18 protein-coding genes are annotated in these 22,216 nt (G+C 70.0%); 9 read left to right on the top strand and 9 right to left on the bottom strand.

The annotated features are described in order from the left end of the window. Positions 1-9: 9 nt before the first annotated feature. From M8H82_RS00490 to M8H82_RS00470, 5 genes are all read right to left on the bottom strand, one after another. Positions 10-1,386, bottom strand: a complete 1,377-nt coding sequence (locus tag M8H82_RS00490; protein ID WP_250070240.1) for an alpha-amylase family protein — start codon at positions 1,384-1,386, stop codon at positions 10-12. Positions 1,387-1,553: 167 nt separating this feature from the next. Then, positions 1,554-3,233 carry a glycoside hydrolase family 13 protein gene (locus M8H82_RS00485; protein ID WP_250070239.1) on the bottom strand — a complete coding sequence of 560 codons (1,680 nt, stop codon included), beginning with the start codon at positions 3,231-3,233 and terminating at the stop codon, positions 1,554-1,556. A 237-nt stretch (positions 3,234-3,470) separates the two neighbouring features. After that, positions 3,471-4,382, bottom strand: a complete 912-nt coding sequence (locus tag M8H82_RS00480; RefSeq protein ID WP_250070238.1) for a sugar ABC transporter permease — start codon at positions 4,380-4,382, stop codon at positions 3,471-3,473. A gap of 13 nt (positions 4,383-4,395) precedes the next feature. Continuing rightward, the gene (locus M8H82_RS00475; RefSeq protein ID WP_250070237.1) at positions 4,396-5,400 is read right to left on the bottom strand and encodes a carbohydrate ABC transporter permease; all 1,005 of its coding nucleotides are present in this window, start codon (positions 5,398-5,400) and stop codon (positions 4,396-4,398) included. Positions 5,401-5,500: 100 nt separating this feature from the next. Beyond that, the gene (locus M8H82_RS00470; RefSeq protein WP_250070236.1) at positions 5,501-6,769 is read right to left on the bottom strand and encodes an extracellular solute-binding protein; all 1,269 of its coding nucleotides are present in this window, start codon (positions 6,767-6,769) and stop codon (positions 5,501-5,503) included. A 382-nt stretch (positions 6,770-7,151) separates the two neighbouring features. On the opposite strand from M8H82_RS00470, the gene M8H82_RS00465 reads away from it, so the two are divergent. Both M8H82_RS00465 and M8H82_RS00460 read left to right on the top strand, forming a co-directional pair. Continuing rightward, positions 7,152-8,186: a LacI family DNA-binding transcriptional regulator gene (locus tag M8H82_RS00465; RefSeq protein ID WP_250070235.1), complete on the top strand. Its 1,035-nt coding sequence runs from the start codon at positions 7,152-7,154 to the stop codon at positions 8,184-8,186. Between the two features lie 108 nt (positions 8,187-8,294). Next, the gene (locus tag M8H82_RS00460; protein ID WP_250070234.1) at positions 8,295-9,137 is read left to right on the top strand and encodes a phosphatase PAP2 family protein; all 843 of its coding nucleotides are present in this window, start codon (positions 8,295-8,297) and stop codon (positions 9,135-9,137) included. On the opposite strand, the gene M8H82_RS00455 is transcribed toward M8H82_RS00460, so the two are convergent. Beyond that, entirely contained in the window at positions 9,134-12,118 is a 2,985-nt protein-coding gene (locus tag M8H82_RS00455; RefSeq protein ID WP_250070233.1) for a bifunctional [glutamine synthetase] adenylyltransferase/[glutamine synthetase]-adenylyl-L-tyrosine phosphorylase, read from the bottom strand. The two genes, M8H82_RS00460 and M8H82_RS00455, sit on opposite strands and share 4 nt — an antisense overlap. A gap of 101 nt (positions 12,119-12,219) precedes the next feature. Here M8H82_RS00455 and M8H82_RS00450 point away from each other — a divergent pair, with 101 nt between their 5' ends. From M8H82_RS00450 to M8H82_RS00440, 3 genes are all read left to right on the top strand, one after another. Continuing rightward, positions 12,220-12,750, top strand: a complete 531-nt coding sequence (locus M8H82_RS00450) for a pyridoxamine 5'-phosphate oxidase family protein (RefSeq protein ID WP_250070232.1) — start codon at positions 12,220-12,222, stop codon at positions 12,748-12,750. Next, entirely contained in the window at positions 12,750-13,190 is a 441-nt protein-coding gene (locus tag M8H82_RS00445; protein WP_250070231.1) for a VOC family protein, read from the top strand. The genes M8H82_RS00450 and M8H82_RS00445 overlap by 1 nt, the downstream gene beginning before the upstream one ends. Positions 13,191-13,336: 146 nt before the next feature. Continuing rightward, positions 13,337-14,491: a hypothetical protein gene (locus M8H82_RS00440; RefSeq protein WP_250070230.1), complete on the top strand. Its 1,155-nt coding sequence runs from the start codon at positions 13,337-13,339 to the stop codon at positions 14,489-14,491. A 62-nt stretch (positions 14,492-14,553) separates the two neighbouring features. On the opposite strand, the gene glnA is transcribed toward M8H82_RS00440, so the two are convergent. Further along, complete coding sequence (glnA, locus tag M8H82_RS00435; protein ID WP_250070229.1) at positions 14,554-15,915, bottom strand: type I glutamate--ammonia ligase; 1,362 nt, start codon at positions 15,913-15,915, stop codon at positions 14,554-14,556. Between the two features lie 312 nt (positions 15,916-16,227). Here glnA and M8H82_RS00430 point away from each other — a divergent pair, with 312 nt between their 5' ends. After that, on the top strand, positions 16,228-17,400 hold the full coding sequence (locus tag M8H82_RS00430) for a globin domain-containing protein (protein WP_250070228.1): 1,173 nt from the start codon (positions 16,228-16,230) through the stop codon (positions 17,398-17,400). Between the two features lie 118 nt (positions 17,401-17,518). Here M8H82_RS00430 and M8H82_RS00425 read toward each other — a convergent pair whose 3' ends face one another. Next, complete coding sequence (locus M8H82_RS00425; RefSeq protein ID WP_250070227.1) at positions 17,519-17,965, bottom strand: Rrf2 family transcriptional regulator; 447 nt, start codon at positions 17,963-17,965, stop codon at positions 17,519-17,521. A 187-nt stretch (positions 17,966-18,152) separates the two neighbouring features. Here M8H82_RS00425 and M8H82_RS00420 point away from each other — a divergent pair, with 187 nt between their 5' ends. The 3 genes from M8H82_RS00420 to M8H82_RS00410 all read left to right on the top strand — a co-directional run bounded on the left by M8H82_RS00420 (position 18,153) and on the right by M8H82_RS00410 (position 21,256). Then, positions 18,153-18,815: a DUF3105 domain-containing protein gene (locus tag M8H82_RS00420; protein ID WP_250070226.1), complete on the top strand. Its 663-nt coding sequence runs from the start codon at positions 18,153-18,155 to the stop codon at positions 18,813-18,815. After that, positions 18,812-19,435, top strand: a complete 624-nt coding sequence (locus M8H82_RS00415; protein ID WP_250070225.1) for a DUF305 domain-containing protein — start codon at positions 18,812-18,814, stop codon at positions 19,433-19,435. Before M8H82_RS00420 ends, M8H82_RS00415 begins: the two co-directional genes overlap by 4 nt. Positions 19,436-19,501: 66 nt before the next feature. Continuing rightward, positions 19,502-21,256 (top strand): NAD+ synthase, encoded by a 1,755-nt coding sequence (locus M8H82_RS00410; protein ID WP_250070224.1) that lies wholly within the window; start codon positions 19,502-19,504, stop codon positions 21,254-21,256. A 67-nt stretch (positions 21,257-21,323) separates the two neighbouring features. Here the strand turns inward: M8H82_RS00410 and panB are convergent, their stop codons facing one another. Beyond that, positions 21,324-22,190 carry a 3-methyl-2-oxobutanoate hydroxymethyltransferase gene (panB, locus tag M8H82_RS00405; RefSeq protein ID WP_250070223.1) on the bottom strand — a complete coding sequence of 289 codons (867 nt, stop codon included), beginning with the start codon at positions 22,188-22,190 and terminating at the stop codon, positions 21,324-21,326. Between the last annotated feature and the right edge of the window lie 26 nt (positions 22,191-22,216).

Genomic DNA, 22,216 nt, shown 5'->3' with positions numbered 1-22,216 from the left:
CGCCCCGGTTCAGCAGCTGGACTTGCCGGCGTGGATCGCCAGGGCGGTGTTGGCGCCCAGCGTGGCCGAGAACTGACCGCTGGAGTTCACGGTCACCGTCGTGTTGTTCTGCACGTTGCAGTACGTGCCGGCCGGGAGGGAGGTCTGGTACGTGCGGCTCAGACTGCCCGACTCATGGTTGATGGCGACGTAGCCCTTGCTGCCGCGGCCGAAGGCGATGGCGTCGCCGCCGTTGTCCCACCAGTTGGTGACCGCCTGGCCGCGGGTGGCGTTGCGGAAGGCGACCATGGACTTGATCTCCGGCCAGGCGTGCTGGCACTTCCAGCCGTTCTGCCAGCAGGCGTTCACCTGACCGCCGTTGGGCGGGCCGGCGTCGTGGTCGGTGAACTCGTAGCCGGAGTTGATGTCGGGGGCGCCGTAGGGCCAGGCCAGCATGAAGACGTTGGCGAGGGTGTAGTTGGCGTTGTCCTTGTAGCTGAGCGTGGAGCCGTTGCGCTCGGTGTCGTGATTGTCGACGAAGACACCGGAGACCCCGCTGCTCATGTACCCCCAGCCCTCGCCGTAGTTCTTCAGGTAGGCGAGGTTCTCGTTGTTGAAGACCCGCTTGAGGTCGTAGGCGTAGCGGAACTCCTGGACGTCGCCGTTGCCGGTGTACTCGGTGGGCTGGACAGCCTCTCCGCTGCCGAAGATGACCTCCTGCTTCCAGTAGGCGTTCGGGTTGGTCAGCCGCGACTTGATGTTGGCGAGGTCGGCGGCGGGCATGTGCTTGGCCGCGTCGATGCGGAAGCCGTCGACACCGAGGGAGAGCAGGTCGTTCATGTACCCAGCGATGGCGCCGCGGACGTAGGACTCGCCGGTGTCGAGGTCGGCGAGACCGACCAGTTCGCAGTTCTGGACGTTCGCGCGGTCCGCGTAGTTGGTGATCTGCGCGGTGCAGTTGTCGAAGTCGTAGGAGGAGTACAGGCCGGGGTAGCCGTACTTCGTGTACGAGGAGCCGCCGGTGCCGGTGCCGCTGCCCGCGGCCATGTGGTTGATGACGGTGTCGACGACGACCTTCACCCCGGCCGCGTGGCAGGTGTCGACCATGTTCCGGAACGCCGTGCGGTCACCGAGCCGACCGGCGATCTTGTAGCTGACCGGCTGGTACGAGGTCCACCACTGCGCGCCCTGGATGTGCTCGGCGGGTGGGGAGACCTGGACGTAGCCGTAGCCGGCGGGCCCGAGGGTGGTGGTGCACTCCTTGGCGACGGAGGCGAAGTTCCACTCGAACATCACCGCGGTGACGTCCTTGGTGCCGGGTGGGGAGGCGTGGGCGGTGCCGGGGACCAGCGCTCCGGCCGCCGTGGCGGCGAGCGCGGTCGCGGTGACGGACCATCTCGATATCACGGGTACTCCTTGTGGGGACAGCAGGCGTCCTTGCCTGGTGTCCGCGGAACGTACCGCTAACGAAACGTTTACAGCAAGAGTCTTGAAACCGATGGCAAGAAGTTTCATCGACGCCCGGACAAGACGGAGGGCCCGCCGAAGCGGGCCCTCCGTTGCGTGCGTGACCGTCAGGCCGTGGTCCACCAGACCGTGGTGTCGGACGGGACCTTGGCCTCGCCCTCCACCTCGGCGATCTCGCCGCTGGCGAGCAGGAGGCGGCCGTGGACCGGGGTGGTGATCGACTCGCCGGTCGTGTTGGCGACACAGACGAACTCGCCCCGGCGGAAGGCCAGGACGCCCTCGGGGGCCTTCAGCCACTGCACCGCGTCCCCGGCGCCCAGGTCCGGGTGGTCGCGGCGAACGGCCAGGGCCGCGCGGTACAGCTCCAGGGTCGAGCCCGGGGTGCCGGACTGCGCCTCCACGCTCAACTCCGCCCAGACGGGCGGCTGGGGCAGCCAGCTGCCGCCGCTGCCGAAGCCGTACGACGAACCCTCGCGGGTCCACGGGATCGGGACCCGGCAGCCGTCGCGGAAGCCGTCCTGGCCCTCGCCCCGGAAGTACGCGGGGTCCTGGCGGACCTCGTCGGGCAGGTCGACGACGTCCGGCAGGCCGAGCTCCTCGCCCTGGTAGACGTAGGCCGAACCGGGCAGCGCGAGCATCAGCAGCGTGGCCGCCCGGGCGCGGCGCAGGCCCAGTTCGCGGTCGCCGGCCGTGCGGATCTGGGTGCCGAGGCCGGGCGGGTTGGCGAAGCGGGTCGCGTGGCGGGTCACGTCGTGGTTGGACAGCACCCAGGTGGCCGGGGCGCCCACCGGGCGCATCGCCTCCAGCGTGCGGTCGATGACCGTGCGCAGCTCCTTCGCGTCCCATTCGGTGCTGAGGTACTGGAAGTTGAAGGCCTGGTGCAGCTCGTCGGGGCGGACGTAGTTGGCGGTGCGCTCGACGGTCGGGGTCCACGCCTCGGCCACGAAGATGCGCTCGCCGGCGTACTCGTCGAGGATCGTGCGCCACTGCCGGTAGATGGCGTGCACGCCGTCCTGGTCGAAGAACGGCATGACATCGTTGCCCAGCAGCTTGAGCTGATCGTGGGCCCCGAGGTCGGGCAGACCGTCGGCCTTGACCAGGCCGTGGGCCACGTCGATGCGGAAGCCGTCGACGCCGATGTCCAGCCAGAACCGCAGGATCGAGCGGAACTCGTCGCCGACCGCCGGGTGGTCCCAGTTGAAGTCGGGCTGCTCCGGCGCGAACAGGTGCAGGTACCACTCGCCGGGCGTGCCGTCGGGTTCGGTGACCCGGGTCCAGGCCGGGCCGCCGAAGATCGACTCCCAGTCGTTGGGCGGCAGTTCGCCGCTCGCGCCCTTGCCGGGCCGGAAGTGGTAGCGCTCCCGCAGCGGGGAGCCGGGGCCCTCGCGCAGCGCGCGCTTGAACCACTCGTGCTGGTCGGAGGAGTGGTTGGGCACCAGGTCGACGATGATGCGCAGGCCCAGCTCATGGGCGTCGCGGATCAGCGCGTCGGCGTCCAGGAGGCTGCCGAACATGGGGTCGACGGCCCGGTAGTCGGCCACGTCGTAACCGGCGTCGGCCTGCGGGGAGGCGTAGAAGGGGCTCAGCCACACGGCGTCCACGCCGAGGTCGCGCAGGTAAGGGAGTCGGGAGCGTACGCCTTCCAGGTCGCCCATGCCGTCGCCGTTGCTGTCGGCGAAGCTGCGCGGATAGACCTGGTAGATCACCGCGTCCCGCCACCAGTCGCGGCGATGGGCGACGGTGGCTACGGCGGAGGTCGGTGCCGGGTCGGCGGAGTGCTGGCTCATGATGTCCTTGGGAGATCTGACGGGGTCATCGGGTCAGGGTGCGTACGGCGGCGGGTCGTCGTGCCGAGACGGCCGCGGTGGCAGCGGGGTCGGATGGCCACCGCGGCCGTCTCGAGTCGGGGGGGGCAATGCCGTTGGGGGCGCGGGGCTGTGTTCGATGTGCGGCTCCGCCGCGTGGGCGCGACAGGCCACGACGGCGCCGCGGCGGAACGACGGCAGTTCCACCCCCCGGCGGCTTTACCCCTTCGTGCCGCCCGCGGTCAGTCCGGTCACCAGGTTCTTCTGCACCAGGTAGAAGAACGCGGAGACGGGTATCGCGATCAGGACCGCGGTCGCGGCCATCAGGTGCCGCTGCGCGTCGTGCTCGCTGACGAAGGTCTGCAGCGCGACGGCGAAGGTGTACTTCGTGTCGGAGAGCATGAACGTCGAGGCGAAGGCGACCTCACCGAAGGCGGTGATGAAGCTGTAGAAGCCGGCGACGGCCAGGCCGGGCTTGGCCAGCGGCAGGATCAGCCGCAGGAACGTGCCGAAGGGGTTCAGTCCGTCGACGCGTCCGGCCTCGTCGATCTCGAACGGGATGGTGTCGAAGTAGCCCTTGAGCAGCCAGGCGCAGTACGGCACCGCGGTCGAGCAGTAGACCAGGACCAGACCGAGGTAGGTGTCGACCAGCTGCAGGTCGGAGAGGATCTGGTACATCGGCACGATGAGCACGGCGATGGGGAACATCTGGGTGACCAGGAGGACCCACATGAACTTCCGGTAGCCCGGGAAGCGCATCCGCGAGACCGCGTACCCGGTGGTCGCGGCGATGATGACGCCGATGACCGTGGTGCCGAGCGAGACGATCAGCGTGCTCCACAGCCAGTGGAAGAAGTTCGTCTCCTGCAGCACGAACGAGTAGTTGTCCAGCGTCATCTTGCCCCAGATGCGACCGGGGTGCAGGTAGTCGTCCTTGTCCGGGCCGAGCGAGAGGAAGACCAGCCAGGCGATCGGGAAGAGGGCGACGAGGCTCGCGGCGATCAGGATGCCGTGCGAGACGAGCGAACCCGCGAGACTCTGCTCACCGCGCCGGGGCGCCTTGCCCTGGGTGGGGGCCACACGGATCTCCTTCTTCGCCTCGGCGGAGGTCTCAACGGTAGTGGTGCTCATAAGAACTCCTGCCTCAGATCGCGAGCTGCTGGTCATTGCGGTTCAGCCAGCGGCGGTAGAAGGAGGTGAAGACGATCAGGATGGCGAGCAGCAGCATGCCGTAGGCGGCCGACTGCGCGAAGTCGCGCGGCTGCTGTCCGAAGCCGAGGTAGTAGGCCCACGTGACGAGGATCTGGGCGTCCGGGGCGGTGTCGCCGAACAGCAGGAAGATGATGGCGAACTGGTTGAAGGTCCAGATGATGCCGAGGAGCACGACGGTGGAGCTGACCGAGCGCAGGCCCGGCAGGGTGACGTAGCGGAACTGCTGCCACTTGGTCGCGCCGTCCATCTCGGCCGCCTCGTAGAGGGTGTTGTCGATGGACTGCAGTCCGCCGAGCAGCGAGAGCATCATGAACGGCACACCGCACCAGGTGTTGACCATGATCGCGGCGAACCGCTGCCAGAAGGTGTCCTCCAGCCACAGCGGGGTGGGCAGGTGGAGCGTCTCCAGGAAGGAGTTGATGACGCCGCCGTCGGCGAGCATGAAGCGCCAGCCGAAGACGGTGACGAAGGTCGGCACGGCCCAGGGCAGGATCAGGATCAGCCGGTACAGGGTGCGGCCGCGCAGCTGCTGGTTGAGCAGCAGGGCGAGGCCGAGGCCGATGGAGTAGTGGAGGGCGACGCAGGCGGCCGTCCACACGATCGTCCAGATGAAGTGCGACCAGAACCGGTCGTAGGCGGTCTCGCCCCACAGGATGTCGGCGTAGTTGTCCAGGCCGATGAACTTGTAGGTCGCCTCGATCTCGTTGGCGCCGATCGTGCGGGCGGTATTGAGGCTGTTGGCGTCCGTGAGCGTCAGGTAGAAGCCGTAGCCCAGGGGGTAGAGCACGAGGACGCCGAGCACGACGATCACCGGCGTGATCATCGCGTAGGCGTACCAGTGCTTGTGGTACGAGTGCTTCAGGCGCTGGCCCAGCCCGGGCCGCGGCGCGCGGTCACCGCGGCGCTTGCCGGTGGCGCGGTCGATGGCGACTGTCATGTTCTTCGACACCTTCTGGGAGATCACGGTTGGGCCAGGCCACAGGCCGGTGGCCGCCGGGTCCCTCCCCTGTCGGGCGGGACCCGGCGGCCACGGGCGATCACTTGCTGAAGTCCGGCACCAGCTTGGCGATGGCGGTCTCAGCGCTGCTCAGACCCTCGTCCAGGGACTTCTTGCCGCCGGCGATGGCGAGCAGCTCGGTGTCCACCGGACCCCACAGGGAGCTGTACTCGGGCAGCGCCGGGCGCGGCTGCGCGACGGCCAGGACGTCCTGGTAGCCCGCGATGCCCGGGTCGGCGACGACCTTGACACTGTAGGCGTCGTCACGCGTGGGCAGCGTGGAGTTCTTCAGGGCGATGGTCTCCTGGGCCTTGGCCGAGGTCATGAAGTTCACGAACTTCAGCGCGGCCTTCTGCTTGGCCTCGTCGGAGCCGGCGTAGACCGCCAGGTTGTGGCCGCCCGTCGGGGCGCCCTGACCGGCGGAGCCGGCCGGGACCTTGGCGATGCCGAGGTTGTTCTTGTCCTTGAACGCCGAACCCTTGTAGAAGTTCGTGATCTCCCACGGGCCCTGGATGATCGAGGCGACCTTGCCGCTGACGAACGCCTCCTGGATGTGGGCGTAGGCGTCGGCGGTGGTGTCGGCCTTGTGCAGGCCCTTGCCGTCGAAGAGGTCCAGCCAGGTGCCGTAGGCCTTCTTGGCCTCGGCGGAGTTCACGGTGATCTTCTTGCCCTCGGCGTCGACGGTGTCGACGCCCTCGCCGTGCAGGAAGGACTGGGCGTAGTAGGCCTGGGTGGAGCCCCAGTAGCCGTCGACGCCGGTCTTGCCCTTGATCGTGGCGGCGGCCTTCTTCAGGTCGTCCCAGGTCTCGGGGGCCTCGACGCCGGCCTTCTCGAACAGTTCCTTGTTGTAGACGAGGGCGAGGGTGTCCGTGGTGAACGGGACGCCGTACGTCTTGCCCTCGTACTTGGCCTGCTCGATCAGGTTGGGCTTGAACTTGCTCTCGTCGGCGAGGGCCTCGGTGCCGTCCAGCGGCAGGAAGAACCCCTTCTTGGCGAAGGCGGGGGTCCAGCCGACCTCGGAGCGCAGGATGTCCGGGGCTCCCTTGGAGCCGGCGGCGGTGTCGAACTTGTTCTGCGCCTGGTCGAAGGGCACGTTGACGTACTTGACCTTGATGCCCTTGTTGGCGGCCTCGAACTCCTTGACCAAGGCCTTGTAGGTCGGCGCCTCGTTGGTGGCGTTGGAGGTGTCCCACCAGGTGAGGGTGACCGGACCGTCGGCCTTGTCGCCGCTGTCGCCGTCTCCGCCGCAGGCCGTCGCCGCGAGGGCGAGGGACGCCACCAGCGCGGTGGCCGCTATGCCACGCCGCATGAGTTCTCCTTGAGGGTGAAAAGCCCGTGTGGTGCAGGTGGCGGCCCCGTCTGCCGCTCCTGCTGTCTTGCCGACTGCGCCGTTGCGGCCGCCGGGCGTCGGAAACGTAACAGCCATGTAAGCGCCGCGAAAGACCTTGCAGAAAAAAAGTGCAAGGCATCACCGAAGTTACCCGGACGTGACCGCTCGGCGACCGCCGTGAGACCGTTGTTCTGCGGGGTTGAGCGGCCAAGGACGGTGCTGTGCAAGACTCTGCAAGCTCTTGCCATCCGTTTCACGAGGGGACGCCATGTCGCAGCAACCCGCAGCGCGCCGGTCAAACGCCCGCACCCGGCGTCCGATTGGTGTGCAACGTGAGATACGGCCGGTACAGTCCAGTGCCGTGACCACACGGCTTGCTGACATCGCTGCGCAGGCGGGGGTGAGCGAAGCGACCGTCAGCCGGGTCCTGAACGGGAAGCCGGGCGTCGCCGCCACCACCCGCCAGTCCGTTCTGGCCGCCCTCGACGTGCTCGGGTACGAACGCCCGGTACGGCTGCGACAGCGCAGCGAGGGCCTGGTGGGGCTGATCACCCCGGAGCTGGAGAACCCGATATTCCCGGCCCTGGCCCAGGTCATCGGCCAGGCGCTGACCCGGCAGGGCTACACGCCGGTGCTCGCCACCCAGACGCCCGGCGGCTCCACCGAGGACGAGCTGACCGAGATGCTGGTCGACCGCGGGGTCGCGGGCATCATCTACGTCTCCGGACTGCACGCGGACACCACGGCCGACATGCAGCGCTACGAGCGCCTGCGCGCCCAGGGTGTCCCCTTCGTCCTCGTCGACGGCTTCTCCCCCAAGGTGCAGGCGCCTTTCATCTCCCCCGACGACCGGGCGGCGATGACGCTCGCGGTCACGCATCTGGTGTCGCTCGGTCACACCCGGATCGGTCTCGCGCTCGGCCCGAAGCGGTTCGTCCCGGTCCAGCGGAAGATCGACGGCTTCGTCCGCACCATGCAGGACCAGCTGGGCCTGGCCGCCGAGGTCATAGAGACCCGGTTCGTCCAGCACTCGCTGTACACCCTGGAGGGCGGCCAGGCGGCCGCCGCGGCGCTGATGGACCGCGACTGCACGGCGGTGGTCTGCGCCAGCGACATGATGGCGCTGGGCGCCATAAGGGCGGCCCGGCAGCGCGGCCTGGAGGTGCCGACGGACATCTCGGTTGTCGGTTTCGACGACTCCCCGCTGATCGCCTTCACCGACCCGCCGCTGACGACGGTCCGCAAGCCGGTGCCGGCGATGGGCCAGGCCGCGGTGCGCACGTTGCTGGAGGAGATCGGCGGGACTCCGGCGCCGCACAGTGAATTCGTGTTCATGCCGGAACTGGTGGTGCGCGGTTCGACCGCTTCGGCCCCTGGGGACCGAAATCGTCCCTAGGTCGGAGACCGGACGGCCGGGTGCCGTACGCCCGTGGTAGAACGTGCGACCGGAACGAGACCAGGGGATGATCGGTGGAGGAAGGGGTGTCTGGCAGACTCTGTGCCTATGGCTGAGACGACCGTGACCGAGCTGGAAGACCGCACACAGGCGGCCGTTCCGCACCCCGTCACGGCAGCGGAGCGCCCGGGCCTGCTGCACCGGATGCGCGCTCCCCGCCGACCCCGGCTCTGGTTCGAGATCCTGCTGATCGCGGTGAGTTACTGGACGTACTCACTGGTCCGCAACGCCGTCCCGGAGCAGAAGTCCGAGGCGCTGCGCAACGCCGACTGGATCTGGAAGGCGGAGCAGACCGTCGGTCTGGCCGTCGAGCAGTCGTTCAACCACGCCGTGAACTCGGTGACTTGGCTCGTCGTGGGCATGAACTACTACTACGCGACGCTGCATTTCGTGGTCACTCTGGGTGTCCTGGTGTGGCTGTACCGCAGCCATCCCGGCCGGTACGCGGCGACCCGCACGGTGCTCTTCGCGACCACCGGTGTGGCCCTGCTCGGTTACTACCTGTATCCGCTCGCGCCGCCCCGGCTGATGACCGGCGGCAATTTCATCGACACCGTGCTGGTCCACCAGACCTGGGGTTCGATGGCCTCCGGCGACCTGAAGAACATGTCGAACCAGTACGCCGCCATGCCCTCCATGCACATCGGCTGGTCCCTGTGGTGCGGGCTGACCATCTTCGCCCTGGCCTCGGTGCCGTGGGCGAAGGTGCTGGGCCTGCTCTACCCGGTGGCCACCCTGGTCGTCATCGTCGCCACCGCCAACCACTTCTGGCTCGACGCGGTCGGAGGCCTGCTCTGCCTGGCCTTCGGCTACGTAGTGGTACGACTCTGGTACGGAGCGCTGCCGCACGCGTTGCCGAAGCTGGTGCCGGCGAAGGTGCCCCGGCGCTAGCCGGTGTAGAACAGCTCGTCCACCACGGCTCGGGCCCGGCGGGCCGTGCGGCGGTAGTCGTCGAGCATGTCGCCGACGTGGCCGGGGCCGTAGCCGAGGTAGCGGCCCACGGCGGCGAGTTCCCGGGTGTCCGAGGGGAAGGTGTCGCCGGCCCGGCCGCGGACCAGCATCACGGCGTTGCGGACCCGGGTGGCGAGGACCCAGGCCTCGTCCAGGGTGGCCGCGTCCTGCGCGGGGATCAGGCCGGCGGCGGCCGCCGCGGACAGCGCCGCCCGGGTGCGGGTGGTGCGCAGGCCCGGCAGGGTGGCGCCGTGGCGCAGTTGCAGGAGCTGGACGGTCCATTCGACGTCGGAGAGGCCGCCGGGTCCCAGCTTGGTGTGGAGCTTGGGGTCGGCGCCGCGCGGGAGGCGTTCGGTCTCCATACGGGCCTTCAGGCGGCGGATCTCGCGGACCGCGTCGTCGGTGAGACCGGCCTTCGGGTAGCGCAGGGGGTCGATCAGCTCGACGAAGCGGCGGCCCAGGTCCTCGTCCCCGGCGACCGGCTCGGCCCGCAGCAGCGCCTGGGACTCCCAGCCGAGGGACCAGCGGCGGTAGTAGGCCTCGTAGGACTTCAGGGTGCGCACCAGGGGGCCCGACTTGCCCTCGGGGCGCAGGTCGGCGTCGATCAGCAGGGGCGGGTCGGCGCTCGGGAGCTGGAGCAGGCGGCGCATCTCGGAGACGACGCGGTTGGCGGCCCGGGACGCCTCCTGCTCGTCGACGCCGTCGCGGGGCTCGTGGACGAACAGGACGTCCGCGTCGGAGCCGTAGCCCAGCTCGTGGCCGCCGAAGCGGCCCATGCCGATGACGGCGAACCGGGTGGGCAGGGTGTCGCCCCAGCCCTCGCGGACGACCGCGCGCAGTGTCCCGGCCAGGGTCGCGGCGGTCAGGTCGGAGACGGCGCCGCCGACCCGGTCGACCAGGGCGCCCTGGTCGGCCTCGGCGGGCCGGGCCTCGGTGCCGTAGGAGCCGACGATGTCGGCGGCGGCCGTACGGAACAGCTCGCGGCGGCGTACGCCGCGGGCCGCGGTGACGGCCTGCGCGGCGCCGTCGGCGCGGTTGACGGCGGCGAGGATCTCCTGTTCCAGATGGGCGCGGGGTCGGGGGGCGAGGCCGCCGCCGTCCCCGTCGCCGAGCAGGGCCACCGCCTCGGGGGCCCGCATCAGCAGGTCCGGGGCGAGCCGCCCGGCGGACAGCACCCGCGCGAGGTTCTCGGCCGCCGCGCCCTCGTCCCTGAGCAGCCGGAGGTACCAGGGTGTCTTGCCGAGGGCGTCGGAGACCTTGCGGAAGTTGAGCAGGCCCGCGTCGGGGTCGGCGGAGTCGGCGAACCAGCCGAGCAGGACGGGCAGCAGGGTGCGCTGGATGGCGGCCTTGCGGGTGACGCCGGACGCCAGTGCCTCCAGGTGCCGCAGCGCGGCGGCCGGGTCGGCGTAGCCGAGGGCGACGAGCCGTTCGCGGGCCGCCTCGCTGCTCAACCGGACCTCGCCGGGCGCGAGTTGGGCGACGGCGTCGAGCAGCGGCCGGTAGAACAGCTTCTCGTGCAGCCGTCGTACGACGGAGGAGTGTCGCCGCCACTCGCGGTTCAGGTCGGCCACCGGGTCGCTGCGCAGGCCCAGCGAGCGGCCGATGCGCCGCAGATCGGCCTCGTCCTCGGGGACGAGGTGGGTGCGGCGCAGCCGGAAGAGCTGGATGCGGTGCTCCATGGAGCGCAGGAAGCGGTAGGCGTCGTCCAGTTGGGCGAAGTCGGCGCGGGCGACGTAGCCGCCGGCGGCGAGGGCCTTCAGGGCCTCCAGGGTGGAGCCGCTGCGCAGCGAGGCGTCGGCCCGCCCATGCACCAACTGCAGGAGCTGTACGGCGAACTCGACGTCCCTGAGTCCGCCGGGGCCGAGTTTGAGCTGGCGGTCGACCTCGGCGAGGGGGATGTTCTCGATCACCCGGCGGCGCATTTTCTGCACGTCGGCGACGAAGTTCTCGCGCTCGGCGGCCTTCCAGACGAGGGGTTCGAGGGCGGCGACGTACTCCTCGCCGAGCGCGAGGTCGCCGGCGACCGGGCGGGCCTTGAGCAGCGCCTGGAACTCCCAGGTCTTCGCCCAGCGTTGGTAGTAGGCGAGGTGGCTGGAGAGGGTGCGGACCAGCGGGCCGTTCCTCCCCTCGGGCCGCAGGTTGGCGTCCACGGGCCAGATCGAGCCCTCGACGGTGGTCTCGGAGCAGATCCGCATCATGTGCGAGGCGAGCTTGGTGGCCGCTCTGAGGGCCTTGGTCTCGTCGACCCCCTCCGCCGCCTCGCCGACGAAGATGACGTCGACGTCGGAGACGTAATTGAGTTCGTGGCCCCCGCACTTGCCCATCGCGATCACCGCGAGCCGGCAGGCGGCGGCGTCGTCGGGGGCGGCTGCCCCGGCGAGGGCGAGCGCGGCGCGCAGGGTGGCGGTGGCGAGGTCGGCGAGTTCGGCGGCGGACTCGGCGACGTCGGTGGTGCCGCACACGTCCCGGGCGGCGATGGACAGCAGGCAGCGCCGGTAGGCCACCCGCAGTGAGACGGGGTCGGTGGCCTCGGCCAGGCCCCGCTCGAACTCGGCGACGCCGGGGTGCAGGTCCCGGGGCTCGTAGGTGACCAGGGCGCGCCAGTCGTCGGCGTGCCGGGCGAGGTGTTCGGCGAGCGCGGTGGAGGCGCCGAGGACGCCGAGGAGGCGGTCGCGCAGCGGCTTGGCGGCTATCACCGTGTCCAGCAGGTCCCGCCCGGACTGCGCCTCCAGCAGGCGGACCAGGCCGTGCAGGGCGAGGTCGGGGTCGGCGGTGGCGCCGAGGGCCTCCAGCAGCACCGGGTCGTCGCGCACGGGGGCCAGTTCGGGGGCGTCCAGCAGCCGCTCGGCGGCGCTCGGGTCGGTGAAGCCGTGCCGAAGCAGGCGCGTGAAGGTACTGCTCCTGCGCCCCGGCGCCGTCATCCTGGGCCTCCCGTCCGATCAAGGTCGTACGCGATCGAGAGTAGCCGCAGTGCTGGTGGGAAGCGCCGATGAGTTCCGGAGGCGGACGGGGTCTGCCCTGTATGACCGACAACGCGAAGGAGCCGCGGGCGTCCCTGGACGCCCGCTACAGCGACGAGGCCGCCACGGCGCGGCCCTGGCCCGAGGTGCTGGCACTGCTGTCGGCGGCGGAGCTGTTCTGGATCTCGACGGTACGGCCGGACGGGCGGCCGCACGTGACACCGCTGCCGGCGGTGTGGTCCGAGGGCGCGCTGCACTTCTGCACGGGGCCGGAGGAACGCAAGGCGCGCAACCTCGCCGGGAACGCGCACGTCGTGCTGACCACGGGCACCAACACCTGGGACGAGGGCTACGACGTGGTCGTCGAGGGCGAGGCGGTACGGGTGACGGACGACTCCCGGCTGCGCGAACTGGCCGCGGCCTGGGAGGCGAAGTACGGCAGCTTCTGGCACTTCGACGTGCGGGAGGGGTGCTTCCAGCACGGATCAGGGCACGCTTTCGTGTTCTCGGTGGCGCCGCGGACGGTTTTCGGCTTCGGTAAGGGTGAGCCGTTCAGCCAGACCCGTTGGCGATTCTCCAGGGAGGACCAGTAATGGACTTCACGCTCGAAGTGATCCCGCTGCCCGTGAGCGACATCGACCGGGCCCGGGACTTCTACCGGGACAAGGTCGGCTTCCACGTCGACATCGACCAGGAGGTCATGCCCGGGATGCGGATCGTCCAGCTGACCCCGCCCGGCTCCGGCTGCTCGATCGCGCTGGGCGACAGCCTGTGGGACCTGACCAACGGCGAGGGCAAGCCGCAGCCGGGCTCCTACCAGGGCCTGCAGCTGTGCGTGGCGGACATCAAGGCGGCGCACGCGGAGCTGGTGGAGCGGGGCCTGGAGGTGTCGGAACCGGTCCAGTACACGCCGGACGACGGCGCCACGTTCATGTACTTCAAGGACCCCGACGGCAACGGCTGGTCGATCCAGGAGTACCGCGTCCGGGCCGCCAAGCCACTGCACAAGCACCTTGCGGAACAGGCCGACTGACCGCAACGGCCTTCAGCGACGACGAGTTCGCACTCAGGGGTACCCCGCAGCGCCTCTTTTGTTGAGTTGCACGGGGTGCCCCTGCGTGCTGGACTGGATATTCACCCTTCCTGTCACCTTCCATGCATCGCAGGATGGTGAATCGCATGAGTGACGATGTCGTCGCGTACAGGAAAATGGGGTCATGGCGTCAGCGCACGAGTGCTCACGTGGCAGTCGTGCAGGCGGAACTGGACCGCATCGAGATGATGGGGTGCCTGTCGGAGTGCGACAAGAAACTCGCGGACAAGGCGAACCAGCTTCTGCAGGGGGCCCGGGAGGCGGCGGACGGCTGGCCGCCCTTCCGGTCCGGCGCATCCGCGAGGGACCGGGCCCTGGCCACCATTCACGAAGCCGAGTTGATCCTCCTCAAGCTCACGCCCGCTCAGGAGATCGGGTGGACGGGACCCTCTGTCCTGGCCAAGGGAATTCAGCACCTGGGGCAGGAGGATCCGCGCCTGAAGCTGCTCGAGGAGCATCTGCGCGAGAACGGCAACCTGCTGAATGCCGAAGGTCGACATCTGGCCGCCGGTGTTCTCCATGCCGCCAATCACGTGGAGGAAATTGAGATAGCCAGGGTGCGCAATTTCCGCGATATCCTGCTGCTTGCCTTCCTTGCGCTTTCCGTTTTCACGGTGCTTCTGGTCCTCTCGGGCTATGACAATCCCAAAGCGCTCGCGGACAAACTGTGCTTCCAGCCGCCCGCCCCCACCCCTCAGAATCCCGATGCGACGAAGTACGTCTGCCCCGTCGGCGGGAAACCGGCCGACGGTGACAACGTGTTGCTCGTCGCCTCCTTGGGCGCCGCGGCAGCCGCACTCGCGGGTGCGACGTCCATTCGGCACATACGCGGATCCGCTGTTCCTTACATGGTCCCCATGAGCCTGCTGATCCTGCGTATCCCGATCGGCGCCCTGTCCGCCATTCTGGGCCTGGTCCTCATACACGGCGAGTTCATCCCGGGCCTTTCGGCGCTGGACAGCGGGGCGCAGATCGCCGCCTGGGCCGTGGCCTTCGGGATCGGCCAGGAGACCTTGACTCGCATGCTGGACAAGAAGGGCAACCTTCTCCTGGACAACGTCCGCGGTTCGTCGCGGGCCGCGGATTCACCGCCGCCCAGCACCGACTGGCTGATAAAACCCGCGCTGCGGCCCGGCGGCCCCAACGGGTCCCGTCGCGGCAGCGCCGAAGCGGCAGTTGGGCGAGCGGACACCGAGCGGGCACCCGGCGACGGACCGGCCGAGCCGACGAGGCCTGCCTAGCGGAAAGGCCCGGACGCAGTGTCCGGGCCTCCCTGTGTGTCAGCGGCAACGCATGCCCGCGCTTACAGCACCGGCAGGTTCTTCCGCAGCTCGAAAGCCGTGACCTCGCTGCGGTATTCCTCCCATTCCTGGCGCTTGTTGCGCAAGAAGAAGTCGAAGACGTGCTCGCCCAGGGTCTCGGCGACCAGGTCGCTGTTCTCCATGAGGGTCAGGGCCTCGCCGAGGTTCTGCGGGAGGGGCTCGATGCCCATCGCGCGGCGCTCGGCGTTGGACAGCGCCCAGACGTCGTCCTCGGCGCCCGGAGGCAGCTCGTAGCCCTCCTCGATGCCCTTGAGGCCGGCGGCCAGGAGGACGGCGTAGGCGAGGTAGGGGTTGGCGCCGGAGTCCAGGGAGCGGACCTCCACGCGCGCCGAGCCGGTCTTGCCGGGCTTGTACATGGGCACGCGGACCAGGGCGGAGCGGTTGTTGTGGCCCCAGCAGATGTACGACGGCGCCTCGCCGCCCGCGCCGGCCGTGCGCTCGGAGCCGCCCCAGATGCGCTTGTAGGAGTTCACCCACTGGTTGGTGACGGCCGAGATCTCCGCGGCGTGCTTGAGCAGGCCCGCGATGAAGGAGCGGCCGACCTTGGAGAGCTGGTATTCCGAGCCCGACTCGTAGAAGGCGTTGCGGTCGCCCTCGAAGAGGGAGAGGTGGGTGTGCATGCCGGAGCCGGGGTGCTCGCTGAACGGCTTCGGCATGAACGTCGCCTGCACGCCCTGCTCCAGCGCCACCTGCTTCATGACCAGGCGGAACGTCATGATGTTGTCCGCGGTGGACAGCGCGTCGGCGTAGCGCAGGTCGATCTCCTGCTGGCCCGGCGCGCCCTCGTGATGGGAGAACTCCACCGAGATGCCCATCGACTCCAGCATGGTGATCGCCTGGCGGCGGAAGTCCATGCCGACGTTGGTCGGGGTGTGGTCGAAGTAGCCCGAGTTGTCGGCCGGGGTGGGGCGGGAGCCGTCCAGGGGGCGGTCCTTCAGCAGGAAGAACTCGATCTCGGGGTGGGTGTAGAAGGTGAAGCCCAGGTCGGAGGTGCGGGCCAGGGCGCGCTTGAGGACGTAGCGCGGGTCCGCGAAGGACGGGGAGCCGTCGGGCATCAGGATGTCGCAGAACATCCGGGCCGTGCCGGGGGTCTCCGCGCGCCAGGGCAGGACCTGGAAGGTGGAGGGGTCCGGCTTGGCGATCATGTCGGACTCGTAGACCCGGGCGAAGCCCTCGATGGCCGAGCCGTCGAAGCCGATGCCCTCGTCGAACGCCTGTTCGAGCTCGGCCGGGGCCACGGCGACGGACTTGAGGAAGCCCAGCACGTCCGTGAACCACAGGCGTACGAACCGGATGTCGCGCTCCTCCAATGTACGGAGCACGAACTCCTGCTGCTTGTCCATCTTCCGCTTCCCCATCCTTGCTGGTCAGGCCGCCTGCCCCGCGCACCGCGGGAAGTCGGTCGGGCACCTGAGCATCACACCACAACACCGTTTCGCGCGCGTTGCCGACCTTGATCGGCCGTCCGACCTCGGTCTGAACGCCCGGCGTGCCGCACGTGCACCGCTCTGCCGCCCATCTTGCCTGCTCGGACTCACATCCGTAATGCCCGGCCGCCGCCGGCTGCCCCGACAGCACCCCCGCGTTAATTGGTATCTCAGATGCAAGTTTTAATGGTGGCTGTCCGTCGAGCCGTGAGCCGAAGGGGTTCCTCGATGCTGTCCGAAAAGTCCGCCGCCACCGTCCGCGCCACCCTCCCCGCCGTGGGCGCCTCCCTGGACGAGATCACCGAGCGCTTCTACGCCGGCCTCTTCGCCGCCCGCCCCGACCTGCTGCGCGACCTCTTCAACCGCGGCAACCAGGCGGCCGGCACCCAGCGCCGGGCCCTGGCCGGTTCCGTCGCCGCCTTCGCCACGTACCTGGTCGAGCACCCGGACCACCGCCCCGACGCGATGCTCGCCCGCATCGCGCACAAGCACGCCTCCCTGGGCGTGGCGCCGGAGCAGTACGGGCTCGTCCACGAGCACATGTTCGCCGCCATCGCCGATGTCCTCGGCGAGGCCGTCACCCCGGAGGTCGCCGCGGCCTGGGACGAGGTCTACTGGCTGATGGCCAACGCCCTCATCGCCCTGGAGAAGCGCCTGTACGAGGAGTCCCGCGAGCCCGGCCGACGGCAGTGGGAGGTGGTGGAGCGCGTCCAGGAGACGCCCGACGTCATCACCCTCCGGCTGCGCCCGCTGGACGGCGGACCGGTCGCCGACTTCCGCGCCGGCCAGTACGTCTCGGTACGCGTCGAACTCCCTGACGGCGCCCGGCAGATACGGCAGTACAGCCTGTCCGGTGCGCCGGGCTCGACCCTGCGCCAGATCAGCGTGAAGCGAGAGGCCGGAGGCGAGGTCTCTGCCCACCTGCACGCGCGCGTGCAGGCGGGAAGCGTCCTGGAGCTGTCCGCCCCCTACGGCGACCTGACCCTGGACGAGGGGCCCGAGGTGCCTCTCCTGCTCGCCTCCGCCGGCATCGGCGTGACTCCGATGATCGCCATGCTGGCCCAGCTCGCCCAGGACGGCCACGCCTGCCCGGTCACCGTCGTGCACGGCGACCGCTCCCCCGCCACCCACGCCCTGCGCGCCGACCAGGAGTCCTACGCGGCCAAGCTCCCCGACGCGAGCGTCCACTTCTGGTACGAGGAGGACGCCCCCGAAGGCGCCCGCGCGGGGCGGGTCGACCTCACCGGCATCGCCGTGGCACCGGGCACGCGCGCGTACCTGTGCGGACCGCTCCCCTTCATGCGGGCGGTACGGGCCCAGCTGCTCGGCAAGGGCGTGGCGGCGGCCGACATCCACTACGAGGTGTTCGGGCCCGACCTCTGGCTCACGCGGGAGGGCTAGCCCGGGCGACCTCCAGGCCGGCTCGGCGGGAGCGCTGGACCGGCCGAAGCAGCAGCGCCCTCTGGCTCCCGCCGGAGGGGCAGGCCACCCGCCCTCCAGGCGAAGCCGCCCCCTCCGGCTACGCAGGAGAGCTGGGCCGACCGATCTGCAGGAGCAGCGGCCCCGTGGGTGCGGCGACCATGTCGCCCAGCGTCAGTGGGTCCAGCGAGGCGAAGAACGCCTCCTGGGCCCGGCGCAGGGCGCCGCGGAGCCGGCAGGCGGAGTGCAGGGGACAAGGTGCGGCGCCGCCCTCGCAGTCGACGACGTCGCCGTCGCCCTCGAAGGAGCGCACCACCGCGCCCACGGAGGCCGTGCGGCCCTTGTCGGTGAGCGCCAGACCGCCGCCCCTCCCCCGGCGGGCGTCGACCAGACCCTGGTGCTGGAGTTCGGCGACGACCTTCGCTGCGTGCGTGTACGGCACGTCCATGTCCGCGGCGACCTCGCGCGTGGTGGGCGTCGCGCCCTCGGCGACGGCCAGTCGCATGAGGAGCCGCAGGGCGAGGTCGGTGGAGCGCAGCAGCCGCATGGCACGTAGCGTAGATAATGCGCATCTGCGCTTCAAATTATCCGGGGCGCCTGTCGGACACCTGTCGAGTGCCTGTCGATTCCGTTGCGATCCGGCCCTTTCCTGTGACCGGCCTTCGAGAGGTCCCGGCATCCCCATTACGATCAGCGGACTCGTCCGTCCCTTTTCCCCAGAAGGACATCACGCCATGGGATCCGCCAAGAAGAGCAACTCCGCGGCGCGCAAGGCTCGCATAGAAGAGATGCGGCGCGCCGAGCAGTCCCGCGAGCGCCGCAACCGGATGCTCACCATCGGCGCCAGCGTGACGGTCGTCGCCGCCCTGGTCGTCGGCGGTGTGGTCCTGGTCCAGTCGCAGTCCGACGACAGCGACACGGCCGACGGCAAGACCACGGGCTCCTTGGTGGCCGGCGCCGACGGCGTGAGCACCTGGCAGGGCGGCAAGCTCAGCCAGACCCACGTCGACAAGAAGGTGAAGTACCCGGTCGAGCCCCCGGTCGGCGGCGACCACAACGCGGTCTGGCAGAACTGCAACGGCGACGTCTACACCGAGGAACTGGCGAACGAGAACGCCGTGCACTCCCTGGAGCACGGCGCGGTCTGGGTGACGTACACCAGCAAGGCGTCGAAGGCCGACATCGACGCGCTCTCGGCGAAGGTGAAGAAGACCCCGTACACGCTGATGAGCCCCTACGAGAACCAGAAGTCGCCGATCATGCTCTCGGCGTGGGGCGCGCAGCGCACCGTGAAGAGCGCGAGCGACCCGGACCTCGACAAGTTCTTCGAGAAGTACGTCCAGGGCGAGCAGACGCCGGAGCCGGGCGCCGCGTGCACGGGCGGTAAGGCGCAGTGAACAAGCACGTCGGCTGGATCGCGGGGACCGCGGCGGCGGTGCTCGTCGCGGCCGGCGCGATCACCTACGCCGTGGCGGAGGACGGGGGCTCCGACGGGGCCCCCGCCGCCGGCTCCGCGGACGCGGGGTTCGCGCGGGACATGGCGGTGCACCACCAGCAGGCCGTGGAGATGTCGTACATCGTGCGCGACCGCACGGACGACGAGGAGGTGCGCCGCCTGGCGTACGACATCGCGCAGACGCAGGCCAACCAGCGCGGGATGCTGCTGGGCTGGCTCGATCTGTGGGAGCTGCCGAAGTTCTCCTCGGAGCCGCCGATGACCTGGATGGACATGGGCTCCATGCCCTCCGGCGAGGACGGCGCGCTGATGCCGGGCATGGCGTCGAACACCGAGATGAAGAAGCTGAACACGCTCGACGGGAAGCAGGCGGAGGTCTTCTACCTCCAGCTGATGACCGACCACCACAAGGGCGGCGTCCACATGGCCGAGGCCTGTGTGAAGCGGTGCGAGGTGGGCGTGGAGAAGCGGCTCGCGCAGACCATGGTCAACGGCCAGGAGTCGGAGATCGGGCTCATGGCGGACATGCTGAAGGACCGGGGCGCGAAGGCCCGGCCGTAGGCCCCGCCCAGGGTGTCCGGCACCCCTCCCACCCCATCGCGTCGCTCTGACGATTACACTGGGCGCGTGCCTCAACTTCGCCTCGCCCTGAATCAGATCGACTCGCGCGTCGGTGACCTCGCCGGCAACACCGAGACGATCCTCCGCTGGACCCGGCACTCCGCCGAGCAGGGAGCGCATCTCGTGGCGTTCCCCGAGATGGCGCTGACCGGGTACCCCGTCGAGGACCTGGCCCTGCGGTCCTCCTTCGTGGAGGCGTCCCGCGCGGCCCTGCACGCGCTGGCCGCCCGGCTCGCCGAGGAGGGCTTCGGGGAGCTGCCGGTGATCGTCGGCTACCTCGACCGCTCCGAGGCGGCCCAGCCGAAGTACGGCCAGCCGGCCGGTGCCCCGCGCAACGCGGCGGCGGTGCTGCACGGCGGCGAGGTGGTGCTCACCTTCGCCAAGCACCACCTGCCGAACTACGGCGTCTTCGACGAGTTCCGCTACTTCGTGCCCGGCGACACCATGCCGGTGGTGCGGGTGCACGGCGTCGACGTGGCCCTCGCCATCTGCGAGGACCTGTGGCAGGACGGCGGCCGGGTGCCCGCGGCGCGGTCCGCCGGGGCCGGTCTGCTGGTCTCCATCAACGCCTCGCCGTACGAGCGCAACAAGGACGACACCCGTCTCGAGCTGGTCCGCAAGCGTGCCCAGGAGGCGGGCTGCACCACCGCCTATCTCGCCATGATCGGCGGCCAGGACGAGCTGGTCTTCGACGGCGACTCGATCGTGGTCGACGCGAGCGGCGAGGTGATCGCGCGGGCGCCGCAGTTCGCCGAGGGCTGTGTGGTCCTGGACCTCGACCTGCCGGCGGCCGCCGCCGACGCCCCGGTGGGCGTGGTGGACGACGGGCTCAGGATCGACCGCGTGGTGCTCTCCGAGGAGCCGCTCCCGGCGTACGAGCCGGAGCTCGCGGGCGGTTACGCCGACCGTCTGGAGGACGACGAGGAGGTGTACTCGGCACTGGTCGTGGGCCTGCGGGCGTATGTGGCCAAGAACGGCTTCAGGTCGGTCTTGATCGGCCTGTCCGGCGGCATCGACTCGGCGCTGGTGGCCGCCATCGCCTGCGACGCGGTCGGCGCGGAGAACGTGTACGGCGTCTCGATGCCGTCCAAGTACTCCTCCGAGCACTCCAAGGGCGACGCCGCCGAGCTCGCCCGGCGGACGGGGCTGAACTTCCGCACGGTGCCGATCGAGCCGATGTTCGACGCCTATATGACGTCCCTGGGTCTGACGGGTCTGGCGGAGGAGAACCTGCAGTCCCGGCTGCGCGGCACGCTGCTGATGGCGATCTCCAACCAGGAGGGCCACATCGTCCTGGCGCCGGGCAACAAGTCCGAGCTGGCGGTGGGCTATTCGACGCTGTACGGCGACTCGGTGGGCGCCTACGGCCCCATCAAGGACGTCTACAAGACGTCGGTCTTCCGGCTTGCCGAGTGGCGGAACCGGGCGGCGGCCGAGCGCGGCCAGACCCCGCCGATCCCGGAGAACTCCATCAGCAAGCCCCCGAGCGCCGAGCTGCGCCCGGGCCAGGTCGACACCGACTCCCTGCCCGACTATCCGGTCCTGGACGCGATCCTGGAGCGCTACGTCGACCGCGACGAGGGCGCCGACGTGATCGTCGCGGCCGGCTACGACCCGGCCCTGGTGGCGAAGACCCTGCGCATGGTGGACACGGCGGAGTACAAGCGCCGCCAGTACCCGCCGGGCACGAAGATCTCCCCGAAGGGCTTCGGCAAGGACCGCCGGCTGCCGATCACGAACGGCTGGCGCGAGACCGCGTAGGGACGGCAGACATACGGCAGCCCGCCGACGGGGGAAATCGGCGGGCTGCCTCTGTGCCGCGGTGGCTCTAGTGGACGGAGTGCTCCTCCAGCGGGAAGGTCCCGCCGACGACGTCCTCCGCGAACGCCTTGGCCGCGTCGCCCATGGCCCGGCGCAGGTCGGCGTACTGCTTGACGAACTTGGGCACGCGCCCGCCGGTCAGGCCCATCATGTCCGTCCAGACCAGGACCTGCGCGTCGGTCTCGGCGCCCGCGCCGATGCCGACCGTGGGGATGTGCAGGACCCGGGTGACCTCGGCGGCGAGTTCCGCGGGGACCAGTTCCAGGACGACCGCGAAGGCGCCCGCGTCCTGGACGGCCTTGGCGTCGCGCAGCAGCTGGGCCGCCGCCTCCTCGCCGCGGCCCTGGACGCGGTAGCCCATGGCGTTGACGGACTGCGGGGTCAGGCCGATGTGGGCCATCACCGGGATGCCGGACTCGACCAGCAGCTCGATCTGGCGGTGCGAGCGCTCGCCGCCCTCCAGCTTGACCGCGCCCACGCCGGCCTCCTTCACCAGCCGGGTCGCCGAGCGCAGCGCCTGCACCGGGCCCTCCTGGTAGGAGCCGAAGGGCAGGTCGCCGACGATCAGGGCGCGGGAGGTGCCGCGTACGACGGCGGCGGACAGCATGGTCATCTCGTCGAGCGTGACGGGCACGGTGGTCTCGTAGCCGAGGTGGCAGTTGCCCGCCGAGTCCCCGACCAGCATGACCGGGATGCCGGCCTCGTCGAAGACGGAGGCGGTCATCGCGTCGTAGGCGGTCAGCATGGGCCACTTCTCGCCCCGCTCCTTGGCGGCGGCGATGTCGCGGACGGTGATGCGGCGGGTGCCCTTCCCCCCGTACAGCGCTTTGCTGCCGCCGGAGGGTGAGGTCTGGGCAGCCGAAAGCTGCGTCATGGCAACGGCTCCTTACGTCATCTCGA

Source organism: Streptomyces sp. YS415 (genome assembly GCF_023544665.1).
Taxonomy (GTDB): Bacteria; Actinomycetota; Actinomycetes; order Streptomycetales; family Streptomycetaceae; genus Streptomyces.
Note: the sequence above shows the minus strand (reverse complement) of the source record. Positions and strands in the feature narration are given on the sequence as shown.